The sequence below is a fragment of the Marinobacter sediminum genome (assembly GCF_023657445.1).
Taxonomy (GTDB): domain Bacteria; phylum Pseudomonadota; class Gammaproteobacteria; order Pseudomonadales; family Oleiphilaceae; genus Marinobacter; species Marinobacter sediminum_A.
Map to the genome: position 1 here is coordinate 67,319 of NZ_JAGTWY010000001.1, position 24,310 is coordinate 91,628.

At 55.8% G+C, this 24,310-nt stretch carries 19 protein-coding genes and 1 riboswitch; of the genes, 10 read left to right on the plus strand and 9 right to left on the minus strand.

The genetic code is table 11. The features are described 5' to 3' along the window. Positions 1–22 precede the first annotated feature (22 nt). Entirely contained in the window at positions 23–970 is a 948-nt protein-coding gene (gene lpxL / locus KFJ24_RS00375; RefSeq protein WP_250829104.1) for an LpxL/LpxP family Kdo(2)-lipid IV(A) lauroyl/palmitoleoyl acyltransferase, read from the minus strand. Positions 971–1,092: 122 nt separating this feature from the next. On the opposite strand from lpxL, the gene waaA reads away from it, so the two are divergent. Then, entirely contained in the window at positions 1,093–2,346 is a 1,254-nt protein-coding gene (gene waaA, locus KFJ24_RS00380; RefSeq protein ID WP_250829105.1) for a lipid IV(A) 3-deoxy-D-manno-octulosonic acid transferase, read from the plus strand. 33 nt (positions 2,347–2,379) lie between these two features. Here waaA and KFJ24_RS00385 read toward each other — a convergent pair whose 3' ends face one another. Beyond that, positions 2,380–3,759, minus strand: coding sequence for a TolC family outer membrane protein (locus tag KFJ24_RS00385; protein ID WP_250829106.1), 1,380 nt, complete (start codon positions 3,757–3,759; stop codon positions 2,380–2,382). A 183-nt stretch (positions 3,760–3,942) separates the two neighbouring features. Next, positions 3,943–4,063: riboswitch (TPP riboswitch) on the plus strand. Between the two features lie 92 nt (positions 4,064–4,155). On the opposite strand from KFJ24_RS00385, the gene thiC reads away from it, so the two are divergent. The 6 genes from thiC to KFJ24_RS00415 all read left to right on the plus strand — a co-directional run bounded on the left by thiC (position 4,156) and on the right by KFJ24_RS00415 (position 10,448). Then, on the plus strand, positions 4,156–6,033 hold the full coding sequence (gene thiC, locus KFJ24_RS00390; protein WP_250829107.1) for a phosphomethylpyrimidine synthase ThiC: 1,878 nt from the start codon (positions 4,156–4,158) through the stop codon (positions 6,031–6,033). A 439-nt stretch (positions 6,034–6,472) separates the two neighbouring features. Then, a complete protein-coding gene (locus KFJ24_RS00395; RefSeq protein WP_250832522.1) occupies positions 6,473–7,090 on the plus strand; it encodes an NUDIX domain-containing protein in 618 nt (205 codons plus the stop codon). After that, on the plus strand, positions 7,090–7,575 hold the full coding sequence (locus KFJ24_RS00400; RefSeq protein WP_250829108.1) for a DUF1249 domain-containing protein: 486 nt from the start codon (positions 7,090–7,092) through the stop codon (positions 7,573–7,575). The genes KFJ24_RS00395 and KFJ24_RS00400 overlap by 1 nt, the downstream gene beginning before the upstream one ends. A gap of 203 nt (positions 7,576–7,778) precedes the next feature. Beyond that, positions 7,779–8,585 carry a 3',5'-cyclic-AMP phosphodiesterase gene (gene cpdA / locus KFJ24_RS00405; RefSeq protein ID WP_250829109.1) on the plus strand — a complete coding sequence of 269 codons (807 nt, stop codon included), beginning with the start codon at positions 7,779–7,781 and terminating at the stop codon, positions 8,583–8,585. Between the two features lie 159 nt (positions 8,586–8,744). Next, positions 8,745–9,137 (plus strand): glycine cleavage system protein GcvH, encoded by a 393-nt coding sequence (gene gcvH / locus KFJ24_RS00410; RefSeq protein ID WP_250829110.1) that lies wholly within the window; start codon positions 8,745–8,747, stop codon positions 9,135–9,137. A 114-nt stretch (positions 9,138–9,251) separates the two neighbouring features. Continuing rightward, positions 9,252–10,448 (plus strand): class I SAM-dependent rRNA methyltransferase, encoded by a 1,197-nt coding sequence (locus KFJ24_RS00415; RefSeq protein ID WP_250829111.1) that lies wholly within the window; start codon positions 9,252–9,254, stop codon positions 10,446–10,448. A gap of 21 nt (positions 10,449–10,469) precedes the next feature. Here KFJ24_RS00415 and KFJ24_RS00420 read toward each other — a convergent pair whose 3' ends face one another. Continuing rightward, positions 10,470–11,126, minus strand: a complete 657-nt coding sequence (locus tag KFJ24_RS00420) for an HAD family hydrolase (RefSeq protein ID WP_250829112.1) — start codon at positions 11,124–11,126, stop codon at positions 10,470–10,472. 173 nt (positions 11,127–11,299) lie between these two features. Here KFJ24_RS00420 and KFJ24_RS00425 point away from each other — a divergent pair, with 173 nt between their 5' ends. The 3 genes from KFJ24_RS00425 to KFJ24_RS00435 all read left to right on the plus strand — a co-directional run bounded on the left by KFJ24_RS00425 (position 11,300) and on the right by KFJ24_RS00435 (position 15,511). Beyond that, complete coding sequence (locus tag KFJ24_RS00425; protein WP_250829113.1) at positions 11,300–11,830, plus strand: RNA pyrophosphohydrolase; 531 nt, start codon at positions 11,300–11,302, stop codon at positions 11,828–11,830. A 15-nt stretch (positions 11,831–11,845) separates the two neighbouring features. After that, positions 11,846–14,152 (plus strand): phosphoenolpyruvate--protein phosphotransferase, encoded by a 2,307-nt coding sequence (ptsP, locus tag KFJ24_RS00430; protein WP_250829114.1) that lies wholly within the window; start codon positions 11,846–11,848, stop codon positions 14,150–14,152. A 117-nt stretch (positions 14,153–14,269) separates the two neighbouring features. Further along, positions 14,270–15,511 carry a patatin-like phospholipase family protein gene (locus tag KFJ24_RS00435; RefSeq protein WP_250829115.1) on the plus strand — a complete coding sequence of 414 codons (1,242 nt, stop codon included), beginning with the start codon at positions 14,270–14,272 and terminating at the stop codon, positions 15,509–15,511. Between the two features lie 41 nt (positions 15,512–15,552). On the opposite strand, the gene hslU is transcribed toward KFJ24_RS00435, so the two are convergent. The 6 genes from hslU to KFJ24_RS00465 all read right to left on the minus strand — a co-directional run bounded on the left by hslU (position 15,553) and on the right by KFJ24_RS00465 (position 24,122). Continuing rightward, positions 15,553–16,881: an ATP-dependent protease ATPase subunit HslU gene (hslU, locus tag KFJ24_RS00440; protein WP_250829116.1), complete on the minus strand. Its 1,329-nt coding sequence runs from the start codon at positions 16,879–16,881 to the stop codon at positions 15,553–15,555. 12 nt (positions 16,882–16,893) lie between these two features. Continuing rightward, entirely contained in the window at positions 16,894–17,424 is a 531-nt protein-coding gene (hslV, locus tag KFJ24_RS00445) for an ATP-dependent protease subunit HslV (protein WP_250829117.1), read from the minus strand. A gap of 144 nt (positions 17,425–17,568) precedes the next feature. Beyond that, positions 17,569–18,210, minus strand: a complete 642-nt coding sequence (locus KFJ24_RS00450) for an SPOR domain-containing protein (protein WP_250829118.1) — start codon at positions 18,208–18,210, stop codon at positions 17,569–17,571. A gap of 9 nt (positions 18,211–18,219) precedes the next feature. After that, the gene (gene argS, locus KFJ24_RS00455) at positions 18,220–19,905 is read right to left on the minus strand and encodes an arginine--tRNA ligase (protein WP_250829119.1); all 1,686 of its coding nucleotides are present in this window, start codon (positions 19,903–19,905) and stop codon (positions 18,220–18,222) included. A 159-nt stretch (positions 19,906–20,064) separates the two neighbouring features. Beyond that, complete coding sequence (locus KFJ24_RS00460) at positions 20,065–21,747, minus strand: hypothetical protein (protein WP_250829120.1); 1,683 nt, start codon at positions 21,745–21,747, stop codon at positions 20,065–20,067. Between the two features lie 200 nt (positions 21,748–21,947). Continuing rightward, positions 21,948–24,122 (minus strand): primosomal protein N', encoded by a 2,175-nt coding sequence (locus KFJ24_RS00465; protein ID WP_250829121.1) that lies wholly within the window; start codon positions 24,120–24,122, stop codon positions 21,948–21,950. Between the last annotated feature and the right edge of the window lie 188 nt (positions 24,123–24,310).

Sequence of the window (24,310 nt, forward strand, 5' to 3'; positions counted from 1 at the left end):
CTGTATTGAATGGCTTTCCGGTTTACTTGCTACCGTAAAAGCCCGGGGCTTTCGGATCCGGGCGGGTTTTGAAACGGCGGTGCATCCAGAGGTATTGGTCCGGTGCCCGCCGGATTTCCCGTTCGATAATGCCATTGAGCAGCGTCGCGTCCTTGAGATCATCCCCGCTGGGGAAGTTCTCGAGGGCAGGGTGGAAATAGATGTCATAGCCCGGTCTATCTTCCCGCCGGAAGTGGCTGAATGGCACAACCTTGCATCCGCTGCGCTCGGCGATGCGAGAGGTCGCTGTGATGGTGCCGGCCTCGACGCCAAAAAACGGGGCGAAGACGATATCTTTACGACCGTAATCCTGGTCCGTGGCATACCAGACCGCGTGGTTCTTTTTCAGGTTTCGGAATAATCCCCTCAGGTCCCTGGCTCCAAGTACGGTGCCGTAGCGCCTTTCCCTCGCTCTTGTCATAACAGCATTCACAAGTGGATTATTGTGATCCCGTTGCATGACATCTGAGTTGATGTATTCCGTGACCAGACTGCCCCCGAGGTCCAGCGTACTATAGTGACCTCCGAGAAGCAGAACGCCTTTGCCATTGGATAGTGCCTGCTCGAAATGCTCCAGGCCATGAACCCTGGTGATGCCGATCAGCTTGGCTGGATCCCGGAACCATGCGATCCCCAGCTCCAGCAAGCCGATGCCATTGGCGATGAACGCCTTTCGGACCAGAGCGTATTGTTGAGCTGCCGTAAGTTCTGGAAAACAAAGTTGAATATTCACTTCGGTGACGTGGCGCCGGCTTTTTGCCAGTTTCCAGGCCAGCAGTCCAGCCATTTTCCCGAGCCACCACTGAAGGCGAATGGGGAGTTGTGCAATGCACCACATCAGGGAAATGCCCATCCATGTGGGCCACCAGCGAGGATGGCGGTAGGCTGAATAATCGGTATTTCTCGCTAGTTTGCGGTATTTCTTTTTCACTGGAAACGGGTCCTGCGTGTTCGTCATACTGGTCGTCACATGTAGAGTGACTAAGGGATCAACCGGAAGCAAATCAACAGGTTTTGCGCTATGATACCGCACTGTTTTGCCGGGAGTCCTGTGTGCTGCAATTTATCTATTCCCAGCTGATACGGCTGCTTTTACCCTTTATTTTGCTGCGACTGTGGTGGAACGGTCGCGAGGCTCCTGAGCTTCGTCGAAATTGGCGACAGAGGCTCGGGTTGGTGCCCCGCGCAAAAGGGGCTGTGGTATGGGTGCATGCCGTCTCCGTGGGCGAGACGATTGCCGCCGGCCCCATGGTTCGCCGGCTGCTCGGCCGGAATCCCGACATTACCATCCTGATGACAGCCATGACCGATACGGGGCTCGCTCAGGCTCGCAAGATGTTTGGTGATCAGGTCCAGTATGCTTATGCGCCTTATGACACGCCCGGCTCCATTCGTCGTTTCCTGAATCGGGTAGACCCCCGTATTCTCGTAATCATGGAAACGGAAATCTGGCCAAATATGATACGTCAGTGCCGGAACCGCAACGTGCCTGTCTTTCTCATTAATGCCCGTCTTTCTGAGCGCTCCGCCCGGGGTTATGAGCGCATCAGGAGTCTGGCTTCGCCGATCATGCGCAGTATCGGCTGGGTTGCCGCGCAGGCTGAAAGGGACGCCGAGCGTTTCCGTCGGATCGGTGTAGCTGCAGCCAAAGTTGCGGTAACGGGCAGTGTGAAGTTTGACGTGGATATTCCAGACGATGTCCGTGAAGAGTCCGGCGCGCTCAGAAACAGGCTGTCCAAACGCCCGGTCTGGATAGCGGGCAGTACCCACGAAGGTGAGGATGTGCAGTTGCTGGCGGCCCACCAGAGGGTTCTGGAAGCGCACCCCGAGGCCTTGCTGATTATTGTGCCGCGTCATCCGGATCGGTTTGAGGCGGTAGCAGATAAAATTGGCAAGGCCGGGCTCTCATTCGTTCGCCGGTCAACCGGTGATGCTCCCGGCACCGCCCAGGTGTATCTGGGGGACACCATGGGTGAGCTGATGATGCTTTATGGTGTGAGTAACATGGCTTTTGTGGGCGGCTCACTGATCAGACGCGGAGGGCATAATCCTCTTGAACCTGCCGCATGGGGAATTCCGGTGTTCTCAGGGCCCCACGTTTTTAATTTTGAAACCATTTATCAGTGTCTGCTGGATGATGCTGGGGTCAAACTCGTTACCAATGTGGACGAATTGGCAGCGCATATCATCCATCTTTTCAGTGACGAAGAGGCGCGAAAGGCAATCGGACGGCGAGCGCTGTCTGTGGTCGACAAAAACCGCGGAGCGCTGGACAAGGTCGTGGACGGAATTATTGAGCGGATCTGAAGGCGGACGAAACGGTTCGTCCGCCTTCAGCATTTATTGGGCCGGAACTTCCAGCATTTTTTCTTCGTTCGCCAGGGCCTCTATTCCGGGCGCCGTCTCACTCAGCCAGTTATTGAGACTGATCAGGTCCTGGGGGCTAAGGGTTCCGGCCGCCTGCTTCAGCTGAAGCGTGTTGATCACGTAGTCGTAACGGGCATTGGCATAGTCTCGAAGTGCGACATAATAGGCACGTTCGGCATCCAGAACCTCTACAATATTGCGGGTACCCACTTCATATCCCGCGCGGGTCGCGTCCAGTGCGCTGCGGCGGGAAATAATCGTCTGCCCCAGTGCTGACGCGGTTTCAATATTGTTGTTCACTGTCAGGAACAGGCTGCGCGTGTTCACGCGGACATCTCTGCGCACGGTATTCAATGACTGCTCCGCAACCGTCACCTGTGAACGCTGCTGGCGAACGCCGGCCTGGGTGCCCCCACCGGTATAAATCGGTACGTTCAGCGTTAGCCCAATGACGCCCTGGGTTGTGGTGCCATCCCTCTGTGTCTGGATGGCGTTAGGGTCTTCAATGCCGCTGATGTCAGACTTGCCATAGGAAGCCGTCAGGTCGACCGTCGGGTAGTGGCCGGACTTGGCAACCTTCAGGTTAGCTTCACTGGCGTTCAGGTCGTACATAGCCGAACGAATCGACCAGTTCTGCTCCAGTGCGGTCGTCTCCCAGGCGGAAGGGTTCATCGGATCCGGCCGACCGAGAGGGAAGTTCTGACGCAGGTTTTCGAGGTCCTCCGCGAATTCTCCGGTTAGCCGGGCTACCTGTTCCCGCGCAATGTTCAGCTGATTTTCAGCGACGATGCGCCGGCTTCGGGTGTCATCGTAGCTTGCGCGGGCCTCATAAACCTCAGTAATCGCAATCAGGCCTACATCAAAACGCTCCTGTGCCTGTTCATACTGGCGCTGAATTGCAGCTTCAGCCGCCAATGTTGTCGTCACTGTGTCCCTGGCGCGGAGTACGTTGAAGTAGGCGGTGGCAACGTCCAACATCAGTTGCTGTTGCGCGAGGTTGTACTGGGCGCGTGCCGAATCTGTCTGGAACTGGCTCGCGTCATACCGGAACCACGCATCCGCCTGAAACAGTGGCTGGGTCAACTGAATGCCATAGTTCAGTTCACGGTAACTGTTGTCCTGGTTTGGACCGTCCACATCGGTGTGGTTCGTCTCGCCAAACGCGCCAATCTGCGGCAGCAAGGCGCTCTTACTGACGTCGCTCGCGGCCTTTTGAGCTTCGAAGCTGGCCTGGGCGGCAGCAATGCCAGAGTCGTAGGAGAGTGCTTTCTCATAGGTCTCTACCAGATCCATGGAAAGGGCAGGCTGGGCCGCCAATAGGCCAACAAGTCCGGAAAGCAGTCGTTTCTTCATCGTTTCTCCTGAATACCTGTGCGCATATGCGTCCCGCTCTGAAACGCTGTTTTGGCTGCAGAACCACAAAAGCTGTGATGAGCAGTGCAATCGAAAGGCTATGGTTGGCCATTATGGACAATAATGGTTGGCAGCTCTACACTTGCAAACAACACCGATTGTAGGTGTTACACAAAACAGTTTCGCGTCTTGACGGGGTGCTGGCCTGCCTTACTTTGAATGAGGGCGGCCGGCTGAGATTGCAATGCAGAACCCGCGACCTGATCCGGATAATACCGGCGTAGGGATTGAGACCACATCGCTCAGAGGCAGACTTTTCCCGGTACGAAGGGGAAGCTGTGTCCGCAGCTCCGTCATACGCGACCCGACATCCAACAGAAGTCCCGGGAGCGAATGATGACAGAGCTACCTTCCTACCTCAGTGATTCCGCCCAGGTAGATTCCGCAGCAGTTACATCCCTGCCAAATTCCCGAAAGGTATACGTGCAAGGCAGTCGTGTCGACTTGCGCGTACCCATGCGGGAAATAACCGTCAGCGATACGCCCACAGAGCTGGGGGGAGAGCAGAACCCGGCAGTTATGGTCTACGACACCTCTGGCCCCTACACCGACCCTGAAGCAGCCGTTGACCTCCGCAAGGGGCTCGAACCGATCCGTACCCCATGGATCTTCGAGCGCGACGACGTGGAGCAGTTACCCGCTTACACGTCGGAATTTACTCTTCGCCGGATGAAAGATCCTCAGCTGGATACACTGAGATTCATGGACGAGCGCAAACCCCTGCGGGCGCAACCGGGTAAAAATGTCAGTCAGATGCACTATGCGCGCAAGGGTATTGTCACGCCGGAAATGGAATACATTGCCATTCGGGAAAACCTGAAACTTCAGGAAGCCCGTGATAAGGGGCTGCTTAAAGACCAGCATCCCGGACAGGCCTTCGGCGCCAGCCTGCCGGAAGAGATTACGCCGGAGTTTGTCCGTGATGAAGTGGCGCGAGGTCGTGCCATCATCCCGGCAAACATTAACCACCCTGAATCCGAGCCGATGATTATCGGGCGTAACTTCCTGGTGAAGATTAATGGCAACATCGGTAATTCCGCGGTGAGCTCATCGATAGAGGAAGAAGTGGAGAAGCTGACCTGGGGAATTCGCTGGGGCGCGGATACCATTATGGACTTGTCCACTGGCAAGAACATACACGAAACGCGGGAGTGGATTATCCGCAATTCCCCGGTCCCTATTGGCACGGTGCCCATCTATCAGGCCCTGGAAAAAGTTGGCGGTGTGGCTGAGGACCTGACCTGGGAAGTCTTCCGCGATACTCTGATTGAGCAGGCAGAACAGGGCGTTGACTACTTCACCATTCATGCCGGTGTGCGCCTTCACCATGTGCCTCTGACCGCCCGGCGGACCACAGGGATTGTGTCTCGCGGTGGCTCAATCATGGCAAAGTGGTGCCTGGCTCACCACAAGGAAAGCTTTCTCTACGAGCACTTCGAAGACATCTGCGAAATCATGCAAGCCTACGATGTTTCTTTCAGTCTGGGCGACGGACTGCGTCCGGGCTCAATTGCCGATGCCAACGACGCTGCCCAGTTTGGTGAGCTGGAGACGTTAGGCGAGCTTACAAAAATTGCCTGGAAACATGACGTGCAGGTGATGATCGAAGGCCCCGGCCATGTGCCCATGCATCTGGTGAAGGAAAACATGGACAAGCAGCTTGAGTGCTGTGATGAGGCGCCGTTCTATACCCTTGGCCCGTTGATCACCGACATTGCTCCCGGGTACGACCACATTACCTCGGGCATTGGCGCCGCGATGATCGGTTGGTATGGCTGCGCAATGCTCTGCTACGTTACGCCCAAAGAGCACCTTGGGCTGCCCAACAAGGACGATGTGAAAACCGGCATCATCACTTACAAAATTGCCGCCCACGCCGCTGACCTTGCCAAGGGACACCCCGGAGCCCAGATTCGGGACAACGCACTCTCCAAGGCCCGTTTTGAGTTTCGCTGGGAAGACCAGTTCAACCTGGGGCTTGATCCGGATACCGCGCGTTCTTATCACGACGAAACCCTGCCCAAGGATTCTGCCAAGGTGGCGCACTTCTGCTCCATGTGCGGTCCGAAATTCTGTTCCATGCAGATTTCCCAGGAAGTCAGGGATTATGCCAGGGAGCATGGCCTGGACGAGGTTTCGGCGGTTGACGCCGGGATGCAGGAGAAGTCTCGCGAATTCGTGGAATCCGGCAGTAAGCTCTACGATAAGGTCTGAGGTCTGACACTTGGCCTGACAGGTTTGTGCGTGAGCCGGGCTGGTGAGCCCGCTCAGAAAGCGACTCGAGACGTCCCTGTGCGTCTCGGGCTCCGCCATCCCTGGCTCCGCACGTTTCTGACCAGGCTCACCAGCCCGGCTCTATCTGAACTCGGCAATATCGCTGAGAAAATAGCTGAATGGTTCGAGGACTTTCTCTGTATGTTTCGCTTAAGACTACGGCTTTCTGGAAATTATGGGGCCAGTGTTGGGGCGGCTTTCCAAAACTGTGCGGAGCCATGGATGGCGGAGCTCAAGCGTCACATGGACGTGCCGCAAGGAGCGTGTTTTGGAAAGCCGCCCCCAACACTGGCCTTGCACCAGAGCCTGGATCAAGGGGCTTGCAATAAGAGTCAGCCACCGGCTATCGTTCAAAGTCGATTCAGAAGTCGGATGTATGATGACCAAACCGTTCCAGTTTCAGGCCAGCGACGTCAAAGTCGAAAAACGCGAAACCGTCTTCCAGGGCTTCTTCCGTATGGACAAGCTATGGCTGACCCACCCGCGTTTTGATGGCCGGGAAATGCCTGTTTTCACGCGAGAACTGTTTATCCGCGGGGACGCTACCTGCGTACTTCCCTACGACCCTGCGCGGGATGAAGTCGTGCTGCTGGAGCAGTTCCGGCTGGGAGCCCTCGGGCGTGAACAGTCGCCCTGGCTGCTGGAGCTGGTCGCGGGCATGAACGAGGACGGCGAAACGCCTGAAGAAGTCGCCCAGCGCGAAGGGCAGGAGGAGGCCGGCCTGACATTCAGTGAGCTGGACAAGATCTGCGACTACCTGGTCTCTCCGGGCGGCAGCACAGAAATGATTCACCTGTTCTGTGGCCTGATCAGCACTGAATCCGCGGGTGGCCTGTTCGGTGTCGAACACGAGCATGAGGACATTCGTGCCCATGTGGTCGGCGCCGACGAGGCCATTGCCATGATCCACGATGGCCGGATCAACAATGCGGCCGCTATCATCGCGCTTCAATGGCTTGAACTGAACCGTTCAAGGCTTCGGAAGGAGGCGAAGTAATGACAGAGTGGAGCATGAAGCCAAAGCGTTATGTGCCGAATCTCAGGCAGCTGGGCGCTTTGTGTGATGGTAATTATCAGCGTCTGAACAAGCTGCGTCAGTTGGAAGTGGATGGCAGACCTATCTGTGAGTTTGAGCTCCATCGCGAAAACCAGTACCTGGGGCGGGTCCGGATAAAGGTTCTGCAGACGGCAAAATTCACGGAAACCCTGTTGCTCGAGCAGGTGCATAATTCCGGACGCTGGCTGAACAATCCGCAGATGACCGTGCGCGTTTATCATGATGCGGGATTGGCGGAGGTTATCAGCTGCTATCGGGATAGGCAGATTGCTCCCGTAAACGACTACCCCAATCGTTTCATGCACCACCCTGATGAAAAGGTCCAGGTGAATGGTTTTCTGGCCGATTGGCTCGATTACTGTCTGCGCTTTGGCCATTTGCCTATGGAGCATGCAGCCTGGTCGGCTGGAGAAGGTGTCGACTGAATCTTCTCTTCATGTTGAAAGCAGGACGAGATTGGGCTGGCTTGGCGCGACCTGTGTGCCATAGTTGTCAAAAATTGCAAACTGTCGCCAGGGCATGGTCAGAATGTGATCCCGGTTCCATTGCAAAGTGATAAATTCAGGAGCTGTCGTCGTACACTTACCCCTAGTTCAAGCGACGTAGGCCGATTTTGACCAAGAGCGCCATGACCACAAAGGATGAATCCCGGCCATTCCGGGTGCTGCAACTGACAGATCCCCACTTGATGGCCAATGCCAGCGGTGAGTTGCTGGGGGTCAATACCCGGGACAGTCTGAATGCCGTCATTGAAGAAGTTCTGCAAGTGCACGGTCAGCCGGATCTCATTCTGGCGACCGGTGATCTGGCGCAGGACAGCTCGGAAACGGCCTATAGAGTTTTTGGCGATAGCCTGAAGGCGTTTGCTTGTGGGTCGGCCTGGCTCGCAGGCAATCATGATGATGCCGGAACGTTGCGTGAAGTAGCGGCGGATTATCAGGCAGATCGGCGCCACATCGTTCAGGGTGGTTGGCAGTTTATCCTGCTGGACTCTTCAGTAGCCGGCAAAGTCTATGGCGAGCTGGCCCAATCCGAGCTGGACTTTCTTGAGAGCACGCTTAGAGAGAATCCTGACATTCCCACTCTGGTGACCCTCCACCATCACCCGGTCGACATTGGTTCTGACTGGATGGGGAAAATCGGCCTCAGGAACCGGGACGCGTTCTGGGAGGTTGTGGATCGATTCCCACAGGTAAGAATGGTGCTTTGGGGACATATTCATCAGGAGCATGATCTGGAAAGGCACGGCGTCAGCCTTTTGGCGACCCCCTCTACCTGCATCCAGTTTACCTCTGGATCCAGCCAGTTCTCTGTTGAGGCTGTACCTCCGGGCTATCGTTGGTTCGAGCTCAGCGCTGGCGGCAACTTCAAGACTGACGTACACCGGGCCACGAACTTCGAGTTCGAGCTGGACCAGGACAGCACAGGCTACTGAGCCTTCCCCGAAGTTGCCTGGCTGCTTCGAGCATTCCCTCAAGCGCAGGGGGCAGGGGAGTGGATGATCTGAATTCGATCATGACTATGGTGCCTGAAGCTCGCTGGCATTCGGCTCTTGCGGTAAACTGCGCGAAAAATCCAATCAGGGAATCCGACCATGAGCAACATACCCGCAGATCTCAAATACATTGAAACTCACCAGTGGGTCCGTGTTTCCGGTGACGGCACGGCAACTGTCGGTATCACCGATTTTGCCCAGGAGCAGCTGGGTGATGTGGTTTATATTGGTGTGCCGGATCTGGGTGTTACGGTGAACGGGGGCGAAGAGGCTGGAGTGGCGGAGTCGGTCAAGTCAGCTTCAGATGTTTTCAGCCCGGTCACCGGTGAGGTTGTTGCGGTGAATGAGGCCCTTGAGGATGAGCCGGAAAAGGTCAATGAAGATCCATACGGAGATGGCTGGTTGTTCAAGGTAAAGCTGGTTGATCAGGGCGAGCTGGATGGTCTGATGGATGCTACGGCCTACTCGGAGCATGTCGCTGCCGAGGGGTAATCTCTGCGAATAGGTGCAAGAGCCGCCGGCCCGGCGGCTCCCGTTATTCCGTGTTGTTGTTTCAGGGTTATGTATAATCCTCGCCCCCGTTTTTGTTTCTGTCAGGTGGTCGTTATGAATTTTCCGGTTTTATATCTTCGCAAAGGTGCCGAGCGCCGGCTCCGGGCGGGTCACCTGTGGGTTTACAGCAATGAGGTGGATACCCGCCGTTCGCCGCTGAGCGACTTTGAAGCCGGTGCTCAGGCTGAGCTGAGAGCGTCCAACGACAAGTCGTTGGGAACGGTTTTCGTTAATCCGCAGGCCCTGATTTGTGGTCGTCTGATCAGTCGCGATGCCAGTCATGGCATGACACCAAAACGTTTGACCGAACGCCTGGAAACGGCGCTGGCTCTGCGCAAAAGTCTTTTCGACAAACCTTTTTACCGCTGGGTTTTTGGGGACAGTGATGGCCTTTCCGGGCTGGTTATTGATCGCTTTGACGATACAGTGGTAGTGCAGATTTCAACGGCGGGCATGGAGTTGTTGAAAGATGCGATCGTGCGGGCCGTTCAGCGTCTGGTGCATCCGGTAGCGATTGTTCTGAAAAACGATGGCAAGATGCGAAAGGTTGAGGGGCTGGACACATACGTGGAGCAGGCGCATGGTCCTGAAACGTCTCTGCTGAGGATTGAAGAAAACGGGGTGTGTTTTGAGGTGCCGCTGGAAGGCGGCCAGAAGACCGGCTGGTTTTACGATCACAGAATGAATCGTCAGCGGTTGCAGGCCTATGCACCGGGCAAGCGGGTCCTCGACGTTTTCAGTTATGTCGGAGGGTGGGGAATTCAGGCCGCCTGTGCCGGTGCGACTCATGTAACCTGTGTGGACAGCTCTTCGTCAGCGATCGACTCGGTGCATCACAATGCCGGATTGAACGGTCTTGATAACGTGGAAACCCTGGAAGGGGATGCCTTCGAAGCCTTGAAAGCACTCTGTGACGAGAAAGAGAAATTCGACATTGTCGTGCTGGATCCGCCGGCGCTGATTCCCCGCCGCCGAGATCAGAAGGCAGGAGAGCAGGCATACGCTCGGCTCAATCAGTTGGGTTTGCGCTTGCTCGAGCGGGACGGGATTCTGGTATCAGCATCCTGCTCCATGCATCTTTCTCAGGAAAAGCTGACCGATATTATACGCGGTAGTGGTCGCAAGATTGATCGCTTCGTGCAGCTGCTGGAGCAGGGGCATCAGGCCCCGGACCACCCGGTAATTCCGGGCATTCCGGAAACTGATTACATCAAATCCTGCTTTGTACGGTCCCTGACCAGCTTCTTCTGAAAAAATCTGGTCAAATTCTGGTCAATCCCGCAAGGACAGGATCTGCCAACCCTGATCCCGAGCCAGTGCTTCCAGTGTGGGGTCCGGGTCTACGGCAACGGGATTGCTTACCACCTTCAGCAAGGGAACGTCGTTGTGGGAGTCGCTGTAAAACCAGGCTCCGTCCAGATTCTTGCCGTGCGCTTCCAGCCAGGCGTTTAATCGCTCGACTTTGCCATCCTGAAAGCTGGGTATACCGGCAACTTCTCCGGTATAGCGGCCATTTACCAGCTCCGGCTCGGTTGCAATCAGGTGCTCAATGCCCAGTGCTTCAGCAATCGGCTCGGTCACGAACCGGTTGGTGGCTGTAATGATCATCAGGGTGTGGCCCTGGTCGCGATGGCGGTCCAGCAGTTCGGCAGCCTTGCTGAGCATCATTGGTCGGACCTTCTTGTCCATGAAAGTATTACGCCAGTCCAGCAGCTGATCCATGTTGTGGCTTGCCAGAGGCTCAAGCGCAAAGCCGAGGTAGTGCAGGATGTCCAGCTCGCCATTCAGGTATTCATGGTAAAACCGGTCGTTGGCCTTACGGTATTCCTCGGCATCCACAATACCCTCTTCTACAAGGAATTCGCCCCAGGCATGGTCGCTATCGCCGGCCAGAAGAGTGTTGTCGAGATCGAAAATCGCTAGGGTCAAGCTGTTACCTCCGGTGATTGCAGGGCTTGCGCCAAAGGCGACAGTCTACCATGACATGTGCATTGCGGCTCCGTTTGCCGAACCCTTGGGATTCTGTAAGAATGATAGCAACTTGGACAATTCCGACCGGTGAATTTTTGTGCCGGTCTGCCGACTCTTGAGAGGACTGTGCCGTGATCGATTCAGACGGTTTCAGACCCAACGTCGGAATCATTCTGGCCAACCACAGGGGAGAGGTCCTGTGGGCAAGGCGAATAGGGCAGGACTCCTGGCAGTTCCCGCAAGGTGGTATCAAACACAACGAATCACCAGAGGAGGCACTGTACCGGGAGCTTGGAGAGGAAGTTGGTCTGGAGGGCAGTGATGTGGAAATCATCAGCTGTACCCGGGGCTGGCTAAGGTACCGGCTTCCGCGGAGGATGGTACGCCATAACTCGCACCCCGTTTGTGTGGGCCAAAAACAGAAATGGTTCCTGCTGAGGATGTTATCGCCGGACGCGCAGGTTTGCGTGGACGGTACCGATTCACCGGAGTTCGACGGCTGGCAGTGGGTAAGCTACTGGTATCCGTTGGGCCAGGTTGTCTCCTTCAAGCGTGAAGTGTATCGACGTGCGCTGAGAGAACTCGCCCCGCGACTGTTCTACAACATGGAACAGTGGCACCGTAGCGAGCAGAACCGGCGTTTAAAGGAACACCAGAAATGACGGACTGATTCAGCCATGCTGAGCATACTGCGAAGTCTTGTACAAGAGGTAAACAGCGCCCGCGATTTGCAGGAGGCGCTGGATATCATCGTATCGCGGGTGCAGAAGGCTATGGGAACTGAGGTTTGTTCCGTCTACCTGCTGGATCCTGCCACGAATCGCTACATCCTGATGGCCACTGAAGGCCTCTACCGTAAAGCCGTAGGACAAGTGAGCCTAGGTTATTCTGAGGGGCTTATTGGTCTTGTGGGTTCCCGTGAAGAGCCCATTAATCTCGAAGATGCGCCTGCCCACCCGAGGTATCGCTACTTTCCGGAAACCGGTGAAGAGCGCTTCCGGTCCTTTCTGGGTGTTCCCATCATCCACCATCGCCGGGTGCTTGGTGTCCTCGTGGTCCAGCAACGCGAGAGTTCCCGCTGTTTTGACGAGGGCGAGGAAGCATTTCTGGTTACCGTGTCGGCGCAGTTGGCGGGTGTTATCGCCCACAGTGAGGCGACCGGGGCCATCAGTGGTTTGTCGCTGACCGGAGAAGAGGCCAGGGATGTCAGCTTCAGTGGTGTTCCTGGCGCTCCTGGCGTGGCCATTGGTGCTGGCGTTGTGGTTTACCCTGCGGCCGATCTGGATGTCGTGCCAGAAAAAAAGACGGAAGACATTGACCAGGAACTGGCTTTGTTCCGCGCCGCCGTAAAAGCAGTAAGGGAGGACATTGAGCGCGTTGCAAAGCGGCTGGCCTCCCAGCTTCGACCAGAAGAACAGGCACTTTTTGACGTATACCTGAGGATGCTCGGTGATGATGCTTTGCCCGGGGAGGTTGCCAACAAGATCCGGGAGGGGGTCTGGGCGCAGGGCTCTCTGAAGCAGGTGGTCCAGCAATACATCCGTCACTTCGAAATGATGGATGATCATTACCTGCAAGAGCGAGCTGTGGATATTCGTGATCTGGGCCGCCGGCTGTTGTCTCATCTTCAGGAAGGTGAGCAGAAGCATGTGGCATACCCGGAACGCACCGTTCTGGTTAGTGAGGAGTTGACGCCCGCCATGCTGGGGGAAGTCCCCAAGGGCCAGCTTGTTGGTCTGGTTTCCGTAAAGGGATCCAGCAACTCGCATGTTGCCATTCTTGCGCGCGCCATGGGGGTTCCGACGGTCATGGGGCTGGTGGATATCCCGGTCAACCAGCTGGATGGCAAAGAGCTGATTGTCGATGGTTTTGAAGGCCAGATTTTTGCCTCGCCATCCGACGATCTGCGCACTTTCTATCAGGCCATCTGCGACGAGGAAGACGAACTCTTCCGCGGCCTTGAGGTATTAAAGGACAAGCCCTGTGAAACCACCGATGGGCACCGGGTGTCATTGCTGGTGAACACGGGGCTGATGACCGATGTGGTTCGCTCTCTGTCCCATGGCGCTGAAGGCATTGGTCTTTATCGGACTGAAGTGCCGTTCATGATCAAGGAGCGCTTCCCATCGGAGCAGGAGCAGCGGGAATATTACCGGGAGCAACTGGAGGCTTTTGCTCCGAGTCCGGTCACCATGCGGACGCTGGACATTGGCGGGGACAAGTCCCTGTCCTATTTTCCTATTCAGGAAGAAAACCCTTTCCTGGGCTGGCGTGGTATCCGTGTGACTCTGGATCACCCGGAAATCTTTCTGGTTCAGGTGCGGGCCATGCTCAAGGCCAGTGAAGGCCTGAATAACCTTCAGATCATGCTGCCGATGATCAGCAACATCTCGGAAGTCGAGGAATCACTGCACCTGATCTACCGCGTTTACCATGAGGTTCGGGAAGAGGGATACGATATCCACATGCCCAAGGTGGGCGTGATGGTAGAAATCCCGGCCGCAGTCTACCAGATTCGTGAACTTGCGGATCGCGTCGATTTCCTCTCGGTGGGGTCGAACGACCTCACCCAATACTTGCTTGCGGTTGATCGCAACAACCCGCGTGTGGCGCAGCTCTACCACTCCTACCACCCGGCAGTGCTGCAAGCCCTTGTCCGAATCGCGCAGGACGCCCATGTGGTTGGTAAGCCTGTGGGTATCTGTGGCGAGCTGGCAGGAGATCCCGGAGGCGCCTTGCTTTTGATGGCCATGGGGTACGACTCCCTGTCCATGAACGCAGCAAGCCTGCCGAAAGTGAAGTCCGTGATTCGCAGCGTCAGTCGTGAGTGGGCCGTGCAGCTCCTGGAGGATGTCCTGCTGCTGGATTCGCCGCATGTGATCAAGAGTTGTGTGGATCTGGCACTGCGGAACGCGGGATTTGGACGATATTTGCGGCCGGGGCGATCAACGTCAGCGGCCTTTGCCGAGAAGGCCGTTTCGTGAACTTTGTTGCCAATTTCGGGAAATATAGGGTGTGAACTCTAAAGCAGGCTGATAGTTTGGGGAATACGCTGATAAATGAACACGGTTCCCGAGAACCGAAACGGTAAAGGAAAGGCCATGACCGCTCCAACCGAGCTTAAATCCACTCCCCGCATCGGGCTGGCCCTTGGTGGCGGTGGACCACTGGGTGGTATTTATGAGATCGGTGCCCTGAGGGCCCTGGACGAAGCTCTGGATGGTCTCGATTTTAACGATATTGATGTCTATGTCGGGGTTAATGCCGGGTCCTTTGCGGCGGCCAATCTGGCCAACCAGATGACAACGGCCCAGCTTTGTCGGATATTCGTCCGAAACGAAGCCGAGGTCCATCCCTTTCACCCTGAGGTATTCTACCGGCCGGCGTTTCGGGAAATCGGTAGCCGGCTGTTGTCCGTGCCCGGTCTCGTCTCTACGGCTGTTCAGCGCTTTATTAATAACCCCTACGATCAGAGCCTGCTGGAAGCCCTGACTATTCTGGCTCAGGCAGCGCCCGCTGGTCTTTTCGACAATGATGGGCTGCACGAGTACCTGAAGCGGGCTTTTACCATGCTCGGCCGAACCAATGATTTCCGACAGCTGAAGCGCAGCCTCTATATTGTAGCGGCGGATGTGGAGAGTACGGACGCTGTCTGTTTTGGGGCACCGGGCTTTGACCACGTGCCTATTTCGAAGGCGATTCAGGCCAGTACGGCGTCTCCGGGGCTATATGTTCCTGTAGAGATCGATGGCCGTTATTACGTTGACGGAACGCTTCGCAAGGGTTTGCACGCATCTGTCGCGTTTGAGGATGGCGCAGATCTGGTCTTTGCCGTTAACCCCCAGGTGCCCATTGACGCCAGCGCCGCTGTTCGGGCTGGCACAATGAAACCGGGTGAGCTGACCCGTTCCGGCATGCCGCATCTGTTGTCACAGACATTCCGAACCATGGTCTATTCGCGGATGCAGTCAGGTATTGCCCAGTATGCGCGGGACTACCCGGACAAGGATATCTTGTTGTTCGAGCCCACGCGCGACGATGCCAAACTGTTTTTCTCCAATGTCTTCAGCTTCCAGTCTCGCCGCATGGTCTGTGAGCATGCCTACCAGATGACACGTCGGGACCTGCTTAATCGTGCGGATCAACTGGAGCCAAAGCTCGCGAAATATGGCATCAAACTTCGTAGGGATCGTCTGGAAGATGAGCAGCGGACGATCAGCACCAGTCTTTACGGGGAGATGTTGCCGCTTTATGTGGCGAAGGGCCGTAAGAAAAAAGCCGAAAAAGGCCGGCTGGCTTCGGGCCTCGAGAACGTAACGCAGTTGTTCAACAGGGCCCAGTAAGCTTTGGGTTTGGGGCACCCTCGGGTGCCCATTCGCGAGAGTTATAGAATATAGCGGCTCAGGTCCTCGTCCTCGGACAGCTCGCCAAGCTTCTCGTCCACAAACTCTGCCGTCACTTCAAAGCCATCCGTGACTTTGTCACCAGCATCGTACGAGAGGCTTTCCAGCAGCCGTTCAAGAACCGTATGCAGGCGACGGGCACCGATATTCTCAGTCGTCTCGTTCACCTTCCAGGCAACTTCGGCGATTCGGGCTATCGCATCATCTCGGAACGTCAGCTTGACGCCTTCAGTAGCCATTAGTGCTTCGTACTGCTGGACCAGGGAGGCATCCGGTTCGGTGAGGATGCGTTTGAAGTCATCGGGCGTCAGGGCCTGCAATTCAACCCGAATTGGAAGGCGGCCCTGAAGTTCCGGAATCAGGTCCGAGGGCTTTGACAGGTGAAAAGCGCCAGAGGCGATAAAGAGGATGTGGTCGGTGCGAACAGAGCCGTACTTGGTACTGACGGTGCTCCCTTCGATCAACGGGAGCAGGTCTCGTTGCACGCCCTCGCGGGAAACGTCAGACGATGTGTTCTCTGAGCGTTTGGCAACCTTGTCGATCTCGTCGATAAAGACTATACCGTTCTGCTCCACGGCCTGGATGGCCTTCTGCTTTATTTCTTCCTCGTTGACCAGTTTTGCCGCTTCCTCTTCCTTGACCCGTTTCAGCGCATCAGACACCTTCATTTTGCGGGTCTTGCGCTTATCGGAAGACAGGTTAGAGAACATGCTCTGAAGCTGGTTGGTCATCTCCTCCATTCCGGGAGGTGCCATGATTTCAACGCCGGCACCGCTGCTGCTCAGGTCGACCTCAATCTCTTTATCGTCCAACTCACCTTCGCGAAGTTTCTTGCGGAACATCTGACGGGTTGATGAATCCTCACTGCGCTGGCTGTCCTCATTGAAGTCACGAGGTTGCGGGAGGAGTGCGTCCAGAATGCGATCCTCTGCTGCATCCAGGGCGCGGTGTTCATGACGCTTCATCTCCTGTTCACGCAGCATTTTGATGGACATGTCCGCCAAGTCGCGAATGATCGACTCTACATCGCGACCGACATAGCCCACTTCCGTAAATTTGGTTGCCTCTATCTTCAGGAAGGGAGCGTCGGCCAGTTTCGCCAGGCGTCGGGCAATTTCTGTCTTGCCTACCCCGGTCGGGCCAATCATCAGGATATTCTTCGGCGTGATCTCATCTCGCAGACTGCTATCGAGTTGCATCCGGCGCCAGCGATTTCTCAAGGCGATCGCCACCGCCCGCTTGGCTTCTTCCTGGCCCACGATGTGTTTATTGAGTTCGTGGACAATCTCACGGGGAGTCATTGCAGACATGGTCGCTCCGGATCAGTCGTTGGTAGACAGCACCTCGACGGTGCGATTGTGATTGGTGTAAATGCAGATGTCGGCGGCAATATCGAGGCCTTTCTCAACAATCTCGTGAGCTGAGAGGTCGGTGTTCTCGAGCAGTGCCCGGGCCGATGCCTGGGCAAAGGGGCCGCCAGAGCCGATGGCAATCAGGCCCTGTTCCGGCTCTATAACATCGCCGTTACCGGTTATGATCAACGATGCTGTTTTATCCGCTACTGCCAGCAACGCTTCCAGTTTCCGGAGAGCCCTGTCTGTTCGCCAGTCTTTCGCCAATTCTACGGCTGCTTTGGTCAGATTGCCCTGGTGTTTTTCAAGTTGGGCTTCGAACCGTTCAAACAGAGTAAAGGCATCCGCAGTGCCTCCGGCGAATCCTGCGATCACCTTGCCGTTGTACAGGCGACGAACCTTGCGTGCATTCCCCTTCATTACAGTGTTGCCAAGGGAAACCTGGCCGTCGCCACCCAAGGCAACTTCGTCATCGCGCCTGACGGAAAGTATGGTAGTCATTTGGGCTCCAATTGCCTGATTGAAATCGGTATCAGGCAGTTATGGAGGCGGGGTGGGAGAATTCAAGAGGCTGCGGCTCCACCGTCCATGGCTCCGCACGGCTCCGGTAAGGCCCTGAGTGCAGAACCCCCGAAACTGTTGGTCTTAGCCGTCTTTGGGAATCTTGCGAATCAGTGGCTGGATATTGATCGAAACCAGTTTGTCGATGGCCGAGTTCATCTGGCTACGGGAGCTGAAAGGGCCCACATTGACACGGTACCAGACCGATCCGCTGTCCAGGTCTATGCGTTGAACGTTTGCCCGGAGGCCCTGGAAGGCGATCTGCGCCCGCTGTCGCTCGGCGTCCTCTTTGCTGCGGAAAGAGCCGGACTGGACCAGGTAATCGAAATCCTTTTTGACCGGGCCAGGGGTATATTCTTCAACTTTTGGCGGTACCACCTCGGATTCGGGCAGCATTTCGTAGAAGCGGAATCCGGGCTTTTTCTCATCCTGCTTCGCCGTGGTTGTTGGTTTTATCCCCTGTCCGGTTGCAGGGCTTTGACTCTGCGGGACAGGTTGCGCCGGGCTGCTGGTTGGCAGTGAGTTCAGATAGACAATGAACCCGATGAATCCGCCTACCGCGGCAAGCGACAAAATCCACTTCACCGACAGCCCTCCGTGCTGAGAGCGTGCCGGAGCAGCAGGCTTATGTCGTTTCTTCGGAGTGCGCGCGCGTTTCGGCTGTTTATTCTGCGTTGTCGCAGAGGGCGCGGTTGACCGGTTCTTGCGTGCGTAGTCTCGGGACATTGTCGCTGTTTACATCTCTTCCGGTGCACTGACACCCAGCAGATCCAGGCCGTTGGCAATAACCTGGCGAATCGCAAGGTAAAGGCTGACACGGGCGTCACGGACGGCAGAATCCTCAATCAGCACCTTGTGGGCGTTGTAATAAGTATGGAACTGGCCAGCCAGATCCCTCAGATAGTGCGTCAGGTGATGAGGTTCACGTTGCGCTGCTGAGTTGGCGATCAGTTCGGGGTACTTGGCGAGCTGGTTTGCCAGCTCTTTCTCCTCGTCCAGGACCAGGAGTGACAAATCCCCCACACACTCATTGCGCCCCCTCGTGATACCTTCTTCTTCCATTTTCCGCAGCACACTGCAAATGCGCGCGTGTGCATATTGAATGTAATACACCGGGTTTTCATTGGTCTGTGAGCGGGCCAGATCGATATCGAAGGTCAACTGGGAGTCCACTCGACGGGCCGCCAGGAAGAAGCGGGTTGCGTCGCGGCCGACCTCATCGATCAGGTCCCTGACGGTGACATAACTGCCTGCCCGTTTGGAGATTTTTACTTCCTGACCGGAACGGGTGACCATGACCATCTGGTGCAGAACGTAATCCGGCCAGCCTTTTGGAATCCCTGTATCCAGAGCCTGCAAGCCGGCACGCACACGGGTAACGGTAGAGTGATGGTCAGCACCCTGTTCGTTGATGACAGTGGTGAAGCCTCGCTGCCACTTGTCCAGATGATAGGCCACGTCAGGCAGGAAGTAGGTATAACCACCGTCCTTCTTGCGCATGACGCGGTCCTTGTCATCGCCGAATTCTGTGGTTTTCAGCCACATCGCGCCATCCTGCTCGTAAGTGTAGCCATTTTCCTGCAGACGCTTGACGGTGGCTTCGACCTTTCCATCTTCATAGAGTGAGGACTCTAGGAAGTAGACATCAAACTCAACCCCGAATGCCTTCAGGTCCAGATCCTGCTCCCGGCGCAAATAGGCAACGGCAAATTCGCGAATGGCGTCCCGATTTTCCGGGTCTGCCTTGGCGGTTACTTCCCGGTCATCAGCTGTGACCGTCTCGCCGGCGAGATAGGCATTGGCCACGTCGACGATGTAATCGCCCCGGTAGCCGTCTGCCGGCCAGCTCTCGTCCTCCGGCGTCAGGCCTTTTACCCGTGCCTGAACGGAAAAGGCCAGGTTGTTAATCTGGGCGCCGGCATCGTTGTAGTAGAACTCCCGGGTAACGTCGTATCCGTTGGCTTCCAGCAGTCGGCTCAGGCAGTCGCCAATGGCGGCCCCGCGCCCGTGGCCCACATGGAGTGGCCCGGTTGGGTTTGCAGATACAAATTCAACCTGCACCTTCTCGCCGTTGCCTTGGTTGTTGCGACCGTAGGATTCCGCCTCATCCAGAATGGTATTGACCACCTCAAAGGCGCTGGCCGTGCTCATGAAAAAATTAATAAAGCCGGGGCCGGCGATTTCCACTTTCTCCACAGCTTTACTATCCGGCAGTTTTTCAACCAGTGCTTCAGCCAGCTTGCGCGGCGGGCAACCGGCAGCCTTTGAAGCTACCAGGGCAATGTTGCAGGCATAGTCGCCGTGGGATTTATCCTTGGTGTTGCCCACCTGTGGGGTAAAGGTCTGGTCAGCGGGCAGCGTGCCTTCGGATTGAAGGGCCGCCAGTGCGGACTGGAGCAGATCGGAAACGGTCTCTTTCATGCTGTCAGATGACTCGGTTTACTGGAGAATTGTGGTTAGGGCAGGGCGCCCGTTAGAAATAGAAGGCGGGTATTATCGCGGAAAGGGCTCAGCTTCTCAAATGCGGAAGTTCTGGCCGGCGCTTCTTATCGCTGGCCAGAACATGCTGTTGAGCAGATATCAATCACTTATTGATCGTTGGGCAACAAATGGGTCGCTGTTAAATGGCGGTGGTGGCGTAACTTTAACGGTCAGGGTACCGGTGTCAGGCGTGTCGTCAGCTTCAACCGTTACACAGCGCTCAATCGGAAGCTCAGTGAAATCCGTGGGCGAGTTGAAACTGTTTGGGGCCACAATGCTACCGTTCGTCGTTGAGAAAGCGATTGAGGTTCCGCCCGGAGGTGGGCCCGCAATCACGTTGCCGCTGTTGTCCTCAAAGAGGCCCGCAATTTTTGCGCAAACGGTTCCCGGAGCGACCGGGGTAGTGAAGGTGATCCCGATGTCATCGCTGGCGAGAAACAGTTTGCCCGTCTGAGTAATTTCGAGAAGTGATGTCGAGCAGTTTGGTTCATCAACGCATGCGGTCCCGTTATATATGCCATTCGGGGTGTCGTAAGCCTTGTTGTCGTTATAGTCGAAATAGACCTCGCCAGGGTCATAGGTCCCGTTCCTGTTAACATCAAGGAAGGCCTCCCCTTTATCATCCAGAGCGGTGTTAAAGGTGTCGGCTGAGGCCGTGAACTTCCCGTCACTGTCTACGTCAGTAAAACTCTCTTCGCCAACAGTTCGGGCCAAAATCTGTACAACACCACCTTCTGGACGAGGGTCTTGGCTTATCCATTCAATCGAGCAAACGCCATCCTGCAGCGTACACTCGCTTTGAACGGAGCCTCCATTAGTGACAAAATTGACCACCGCGTCGCTTATGCGGTTGTTGTTTCGGTCTGCAGCCCGAATGGTGATAGGAATGGTGACACCGTCATAATTGCGGGAGTTGGGTAGAAAATTTTGTTCAACGGACAGCGAGAAAGAGTCTTGGTCGGGAATGGTTGCACTGATCGAGATTGGAGCCGAAGTCGTCTGAATGGCAGAGCCAGAAATTGGTGTATAGGTTGCGGTAACGCTTACAACAGTGGCCACAGTGCCCGCATTGACTCTGGTTATTGCCAGGCCATCCTCGTCGCTTTCGGTCGTTGTTTGGGAAAGGGAGATCCCTCCAACTGTTGTGGATAGTGAGAAGGTGATTTGTTCGCCGGTCGTGATTGGGTTTCCGTTTTTGTCGGCAAGGCGGAAAGAAACCTCTGAAACACTGGGGCGAGCGTTGTTGGAGCTTCCGCTGAGAGCAATGGAATCGGGAGAAACGCCCACAAACTCCAGTTCCCCGATTTCAGGAGCGGCTACGGTAACGTTTGCCGTTGCTGTTGATCCGTTTGGCAGGCGAGCGGTAATAGTGTCGGCGCCAGCGCAACCGGCCTCATAGGTAGTGGTGAATGAACCAGAACTTGTCGTTACGGGGTTGTCAAAAACGGCGCTTTGACAAAGAGACGAAATGCTGACGCTCGTGCTGACCGCATTGTAGGTGGTGTTCCCGTTAGAAGCATTTACTACGTTGAACTCCAGTCTCGTGGAGCCTCCTGCGGAAAGTGAAGAGGCTGAAACCTTCATTTGACCGGCTTGGAATGAGGAGCCGCTTCCGGTTCCGAGCTCCAGCGTTACGGTCCGCTCCGTTCCTTCGTCTGAGGCTCCCTCTGTTCCTGAGCTGCCCGCCCCTGAAAGCGATGATGAGCTTTCATCGCCGCCACAGGCAGCCATGAGTACCGCAAGTGACAATGCGGCCGTTCGTGCAAGGAATTTCCCTGACATTTCCAATCTCCATGTTTTCCATTTGGGTATAAAAGCTATCCATAAAACGTATTCCCTGCATGAGAATCGTATATGTGATTTTTGCACTTAAATTTAAGTTAATAGATCATCAGGATCTTAGCACAGGTGCGCAGAAAGCAAATCGGGAGGCTCGGGTTTTCTGTGAAATAGTGTGAAATTGCGAGGTGTTATGTCTCAGTTTAGCCGGTTTCCTGAGGATCAACATCAATCATCCACTTGACCCCGGCAGGAAGTTTGCTCTGGTCCAGTTCCTGGCAGATACCGGTTAACAGGTTGTTCAGTCGTTTTCTGTTTCTGGCATTCAGGATCAATTGCGCACGGTGTTTGTCGGCGCGCCGGGCAATCAGTGCTGGCAGTGGGCCCCATGTCTCGATTCCGGGAATATTGGTAAGAGGCTTGATGATATCGAGCACTTGCAGGCTCTTTTCCATGGTGTCTGCCTCTGCCCGGAAAATGGCCATAGCGCGAAACGGAGGGAACTGCCCCTCCTCGCGTTCGCTGAGAAGTTGGTCCGCGATCTCCAGGTAACGACCTTCACACAGTGTTTTCAGCAGCGGATGATCGCTGTGGCATGTTTGCACCAATACCTTGCCCGGCTTTGTGCCACGCCCGGCCCGGCCACTGACCTGGAGGAGCGTCTGAATGAGCTGCTCTGGCGCACGGAAATCGACACTGAACAGGCCTCCGTCGGCGTTGACGACGACCACGAGGGTGACGTTCGGGAAGTCGTGGCCCTTGGCCAGCATCTGGGTGCCAACAAGAATGCAGGGCTTGCCGCTGTTTACCTGATTCAGAATTGTCTGGATGCTACCTTTGCGTTGGGTGCTGTCGCGGTCGACCCGGACAACAGGTGTTTGGGGAAATGTTGATGCGAGAACGTCTTCGGTTCGCTCGGTGCCCTGTCCGACAGGTTTGAAGGCATCGCTGTGACACTTGGGGCATTGCTCGGTTGCAGCGGTTTGATAGTCGCAATGGTGGCATCGCATGGCCCGGTCACGGCGGTGATAGGTGAGGCGAGTGTCGCAGCGAGGGCATTCGACCATATGGCCGCAGTCAAAGCACATCATCACCGGAGCAAACCCCCGGCGATTGACAAAGATCAGTGCCTGCTCCCCATTGGCCAGGGTTTTTTCGATGGCATTGAGGGCAGGGCGGGAGATGCCTCCCTCAAGGCTGCGGCTGCGAATATCCAGCAGGCTGATCGTCGGTTGGGTTGCATTTCCTGCTCTCTCTTCCAGTTTCACCAGTCGGTATTTGCCCTGCTCGGCATTGTGAACGGACTCAAGTGAAGGAGTTGCAGAGCCAAGAATCACCGGGCATTGATTCAGGTGTGCGCGGTAAACCGCCAGGTCGCGGCCGGAATAGCGGAAACCCTCACCCTGTTTGTAGGAGCTGTCATGCTCTTCATCGACAATGATCGTGCGCAGGCCGGTGAACGGCATTAGAACAGCCGACCGGGTGCCGATCAGGATGACCGGCTCACCGTTGCGTATTTTCAGCCATGTAGCAAGTCGCTCGCTGTCGTTGAGGGCTGAATGCCACACCACAATACGCGTACCGAAGTAGTGTCGGAATCGAGCGACAGTCTGAGGGGTAAGGTTAATTTCCGGAACCAGTACCAGAGCCTGGTCGCCAGCCTCAAGGTTTTGCTTAAGGTAGTGCAGATAGATTTCTGTTTTTCCGCTTCCAGTGATTCCGTATAGGAGGGATGTGCTGAATCCCTCGGCAGGGGTGGCGAGTGCGCTGGCGGCGGTAGTCTGCGCAGCTGAAAGGGCTGGCTTTTCAGACACGGCCTCGACAGTCTCAGGCGAAGAGCCGCTGGCGGGGGGGGAGGTAAGTTTGATCAGTTGCTTGTCGCTGAGGGCCCTGAGTTGGGCCCGGGTAAATCCGGCCTTAATAATGTCGCTTGCTGCTACGCCGGATCGGTGTTCGTTCAGCCATGCAAACAGTGCCTTTTGTCGATGGGCGTTGGCGGGAAGCGCTTCGCCATCATTGCAGGCGAGCCACCATTCCTGCGTTTTCTCTTCAGCAACCCGGCCTCGCCTCAGGGCAGGTGGTAAGGCAGTGAACAGACATTCTCCGAGTGGGTGCTGATAATAGTCGCTGGCCCAGCTTAGAAGCCGAAAGGTTTCCTCTGGCAGTGCGGGCCAGTTTTCCAGTGCGGCGTAAACCGGTTTAAGGCTTATCCCGCGCAGTGGCTCCACTCCGGTTTGAACAACCAGCCCTGTCGCTTGCTGTCGGCCAAAAGGTATCCGGACTCTCTGGCCCGCGACAAGCCGGAGATCGTCAGGAATGGTGTAATCGAACAGTCGGCGTAATGGGCGATTCAGGGCAATACGTGCAATCGATGGCACAAAGTGCTCCACTGAAAATAGAGTGTTACGGTTTTTCCCTATCCTTTCGTAATCGGCGACTTACGGCGAAAACGCTTGCGGGCGGGGCCAGAAAACGGTGTGGCGCTTGCCTGCTGTGGTAATTGCAAGTAAGATTCGCGGTCTGTTTCCGGCAGGGCATTAGTGTGCCCCGTCTTGTCAATTGATTC

What these genes read in the sequence shown, in the direction of transcription:
- KFJ24_RS00385 (WP_250829106.1), bottom strand. Translation starts at nt 3,759, where the DNA reads ATGAAGAAACGACTGCTTTCCGGACTTGTTGGCCTATTGGCGGCCCAG.
- thiC (WP_250829107.1), top strand. Translation starts at nt 4,156, where the DNA reads ATGACAGAGCTACCTTCCTACCTCAGTGATTCCGCCCAGGTAGATTCC.
- KFJ24_RS00395 (WP_250832522.1), top strand. Translation starts at nt 6,473, where the DNA reads ATGACCAAACCGTTCCAGTTTCAGGCCAGCGACGTCAAAGTCGAAAAA.
- KFJ24_RS00400 (WP_250829108.1), top strand. Translation starts at nt 7,090, where the DNA reads ATGACAGAGTGGAGCATGAAGCCAAAGCGTTATGTGCCGAATCTCAGG.
- cpdA (WP_250829109.1), top strand. Translation starts at nt 7,779, where the DNA reads ATGACCACAAAGGATGAATCCCGGCCATTCCGGGTGCTGCAACTGACA.
- gcvH (WP_250829110.1), top strand. Translation starts at nt 8,745, where the DNA reads ATGAGCAACATACCCGCAGATCTCAAATACATTGAAACTCACCAGTGG.
- KFJ24_RS00415 (WP_250829111.1), top strand. Translation starts at nt 9,252, where the DNA reads ATGAATTTTCCGGTTTTATATCTTCGCAAAGGTGCCGAGCGCCGGCTC.
- ptsP (WP_250829114.1), top strand. Translation starts at nt 11,846, where the DNA reads ATGCTGAGCATACTGCGAAGTCTTGTACAAGAGGTAAACAGCGCCCGC.
- KFJ24_RS00435 (WP_250829115.1), top strand. Translation starts at nt 14,270, where the DNA reads ATGACCGCTCCAACCGAGCTTAAATCCACTCCCCGCATCGGGCTGGCC.
- hslU (WP_250829116.1), bottom strand. Translation starts at nt 16,881, where the DNA reads ATGTCTGCAATGACTCCCCGTGAGATTGTCCACGAACTCAATAAACAC.
- hslV (WP_250829117.1), bottom strand. Translation starts at nt 17,424, where the DNA reads ATGACTACCATACTTTCCGTCAGGCGCGATGACGAAGTTGCCTTGGGT.
- KFJ24_RS00450 (WP_250829118.1), bottom strand. Translation starts at nt 18,210, where the DNA reads ATGTCCCGAGACTACGCACGCAAGAACCGGTCAACCGCGCCCTCTGCG.
- argS (WP_250829119.1), bottom strand. Translation starts at nt 19,905, where the DNA reads ATGAAAGAGACCGTTTCCGATCTGCTCCAGTCCGCACTGGCGGCCCTT.
- KFJ24_RS00460 (WP_250829120.1), bottom strand. Translation starts at nt 21,747, where the DNA reads ATGTCAGGGAAATTCCTTGCACGAACGGCCGCATTGTCACTTGCGGTA.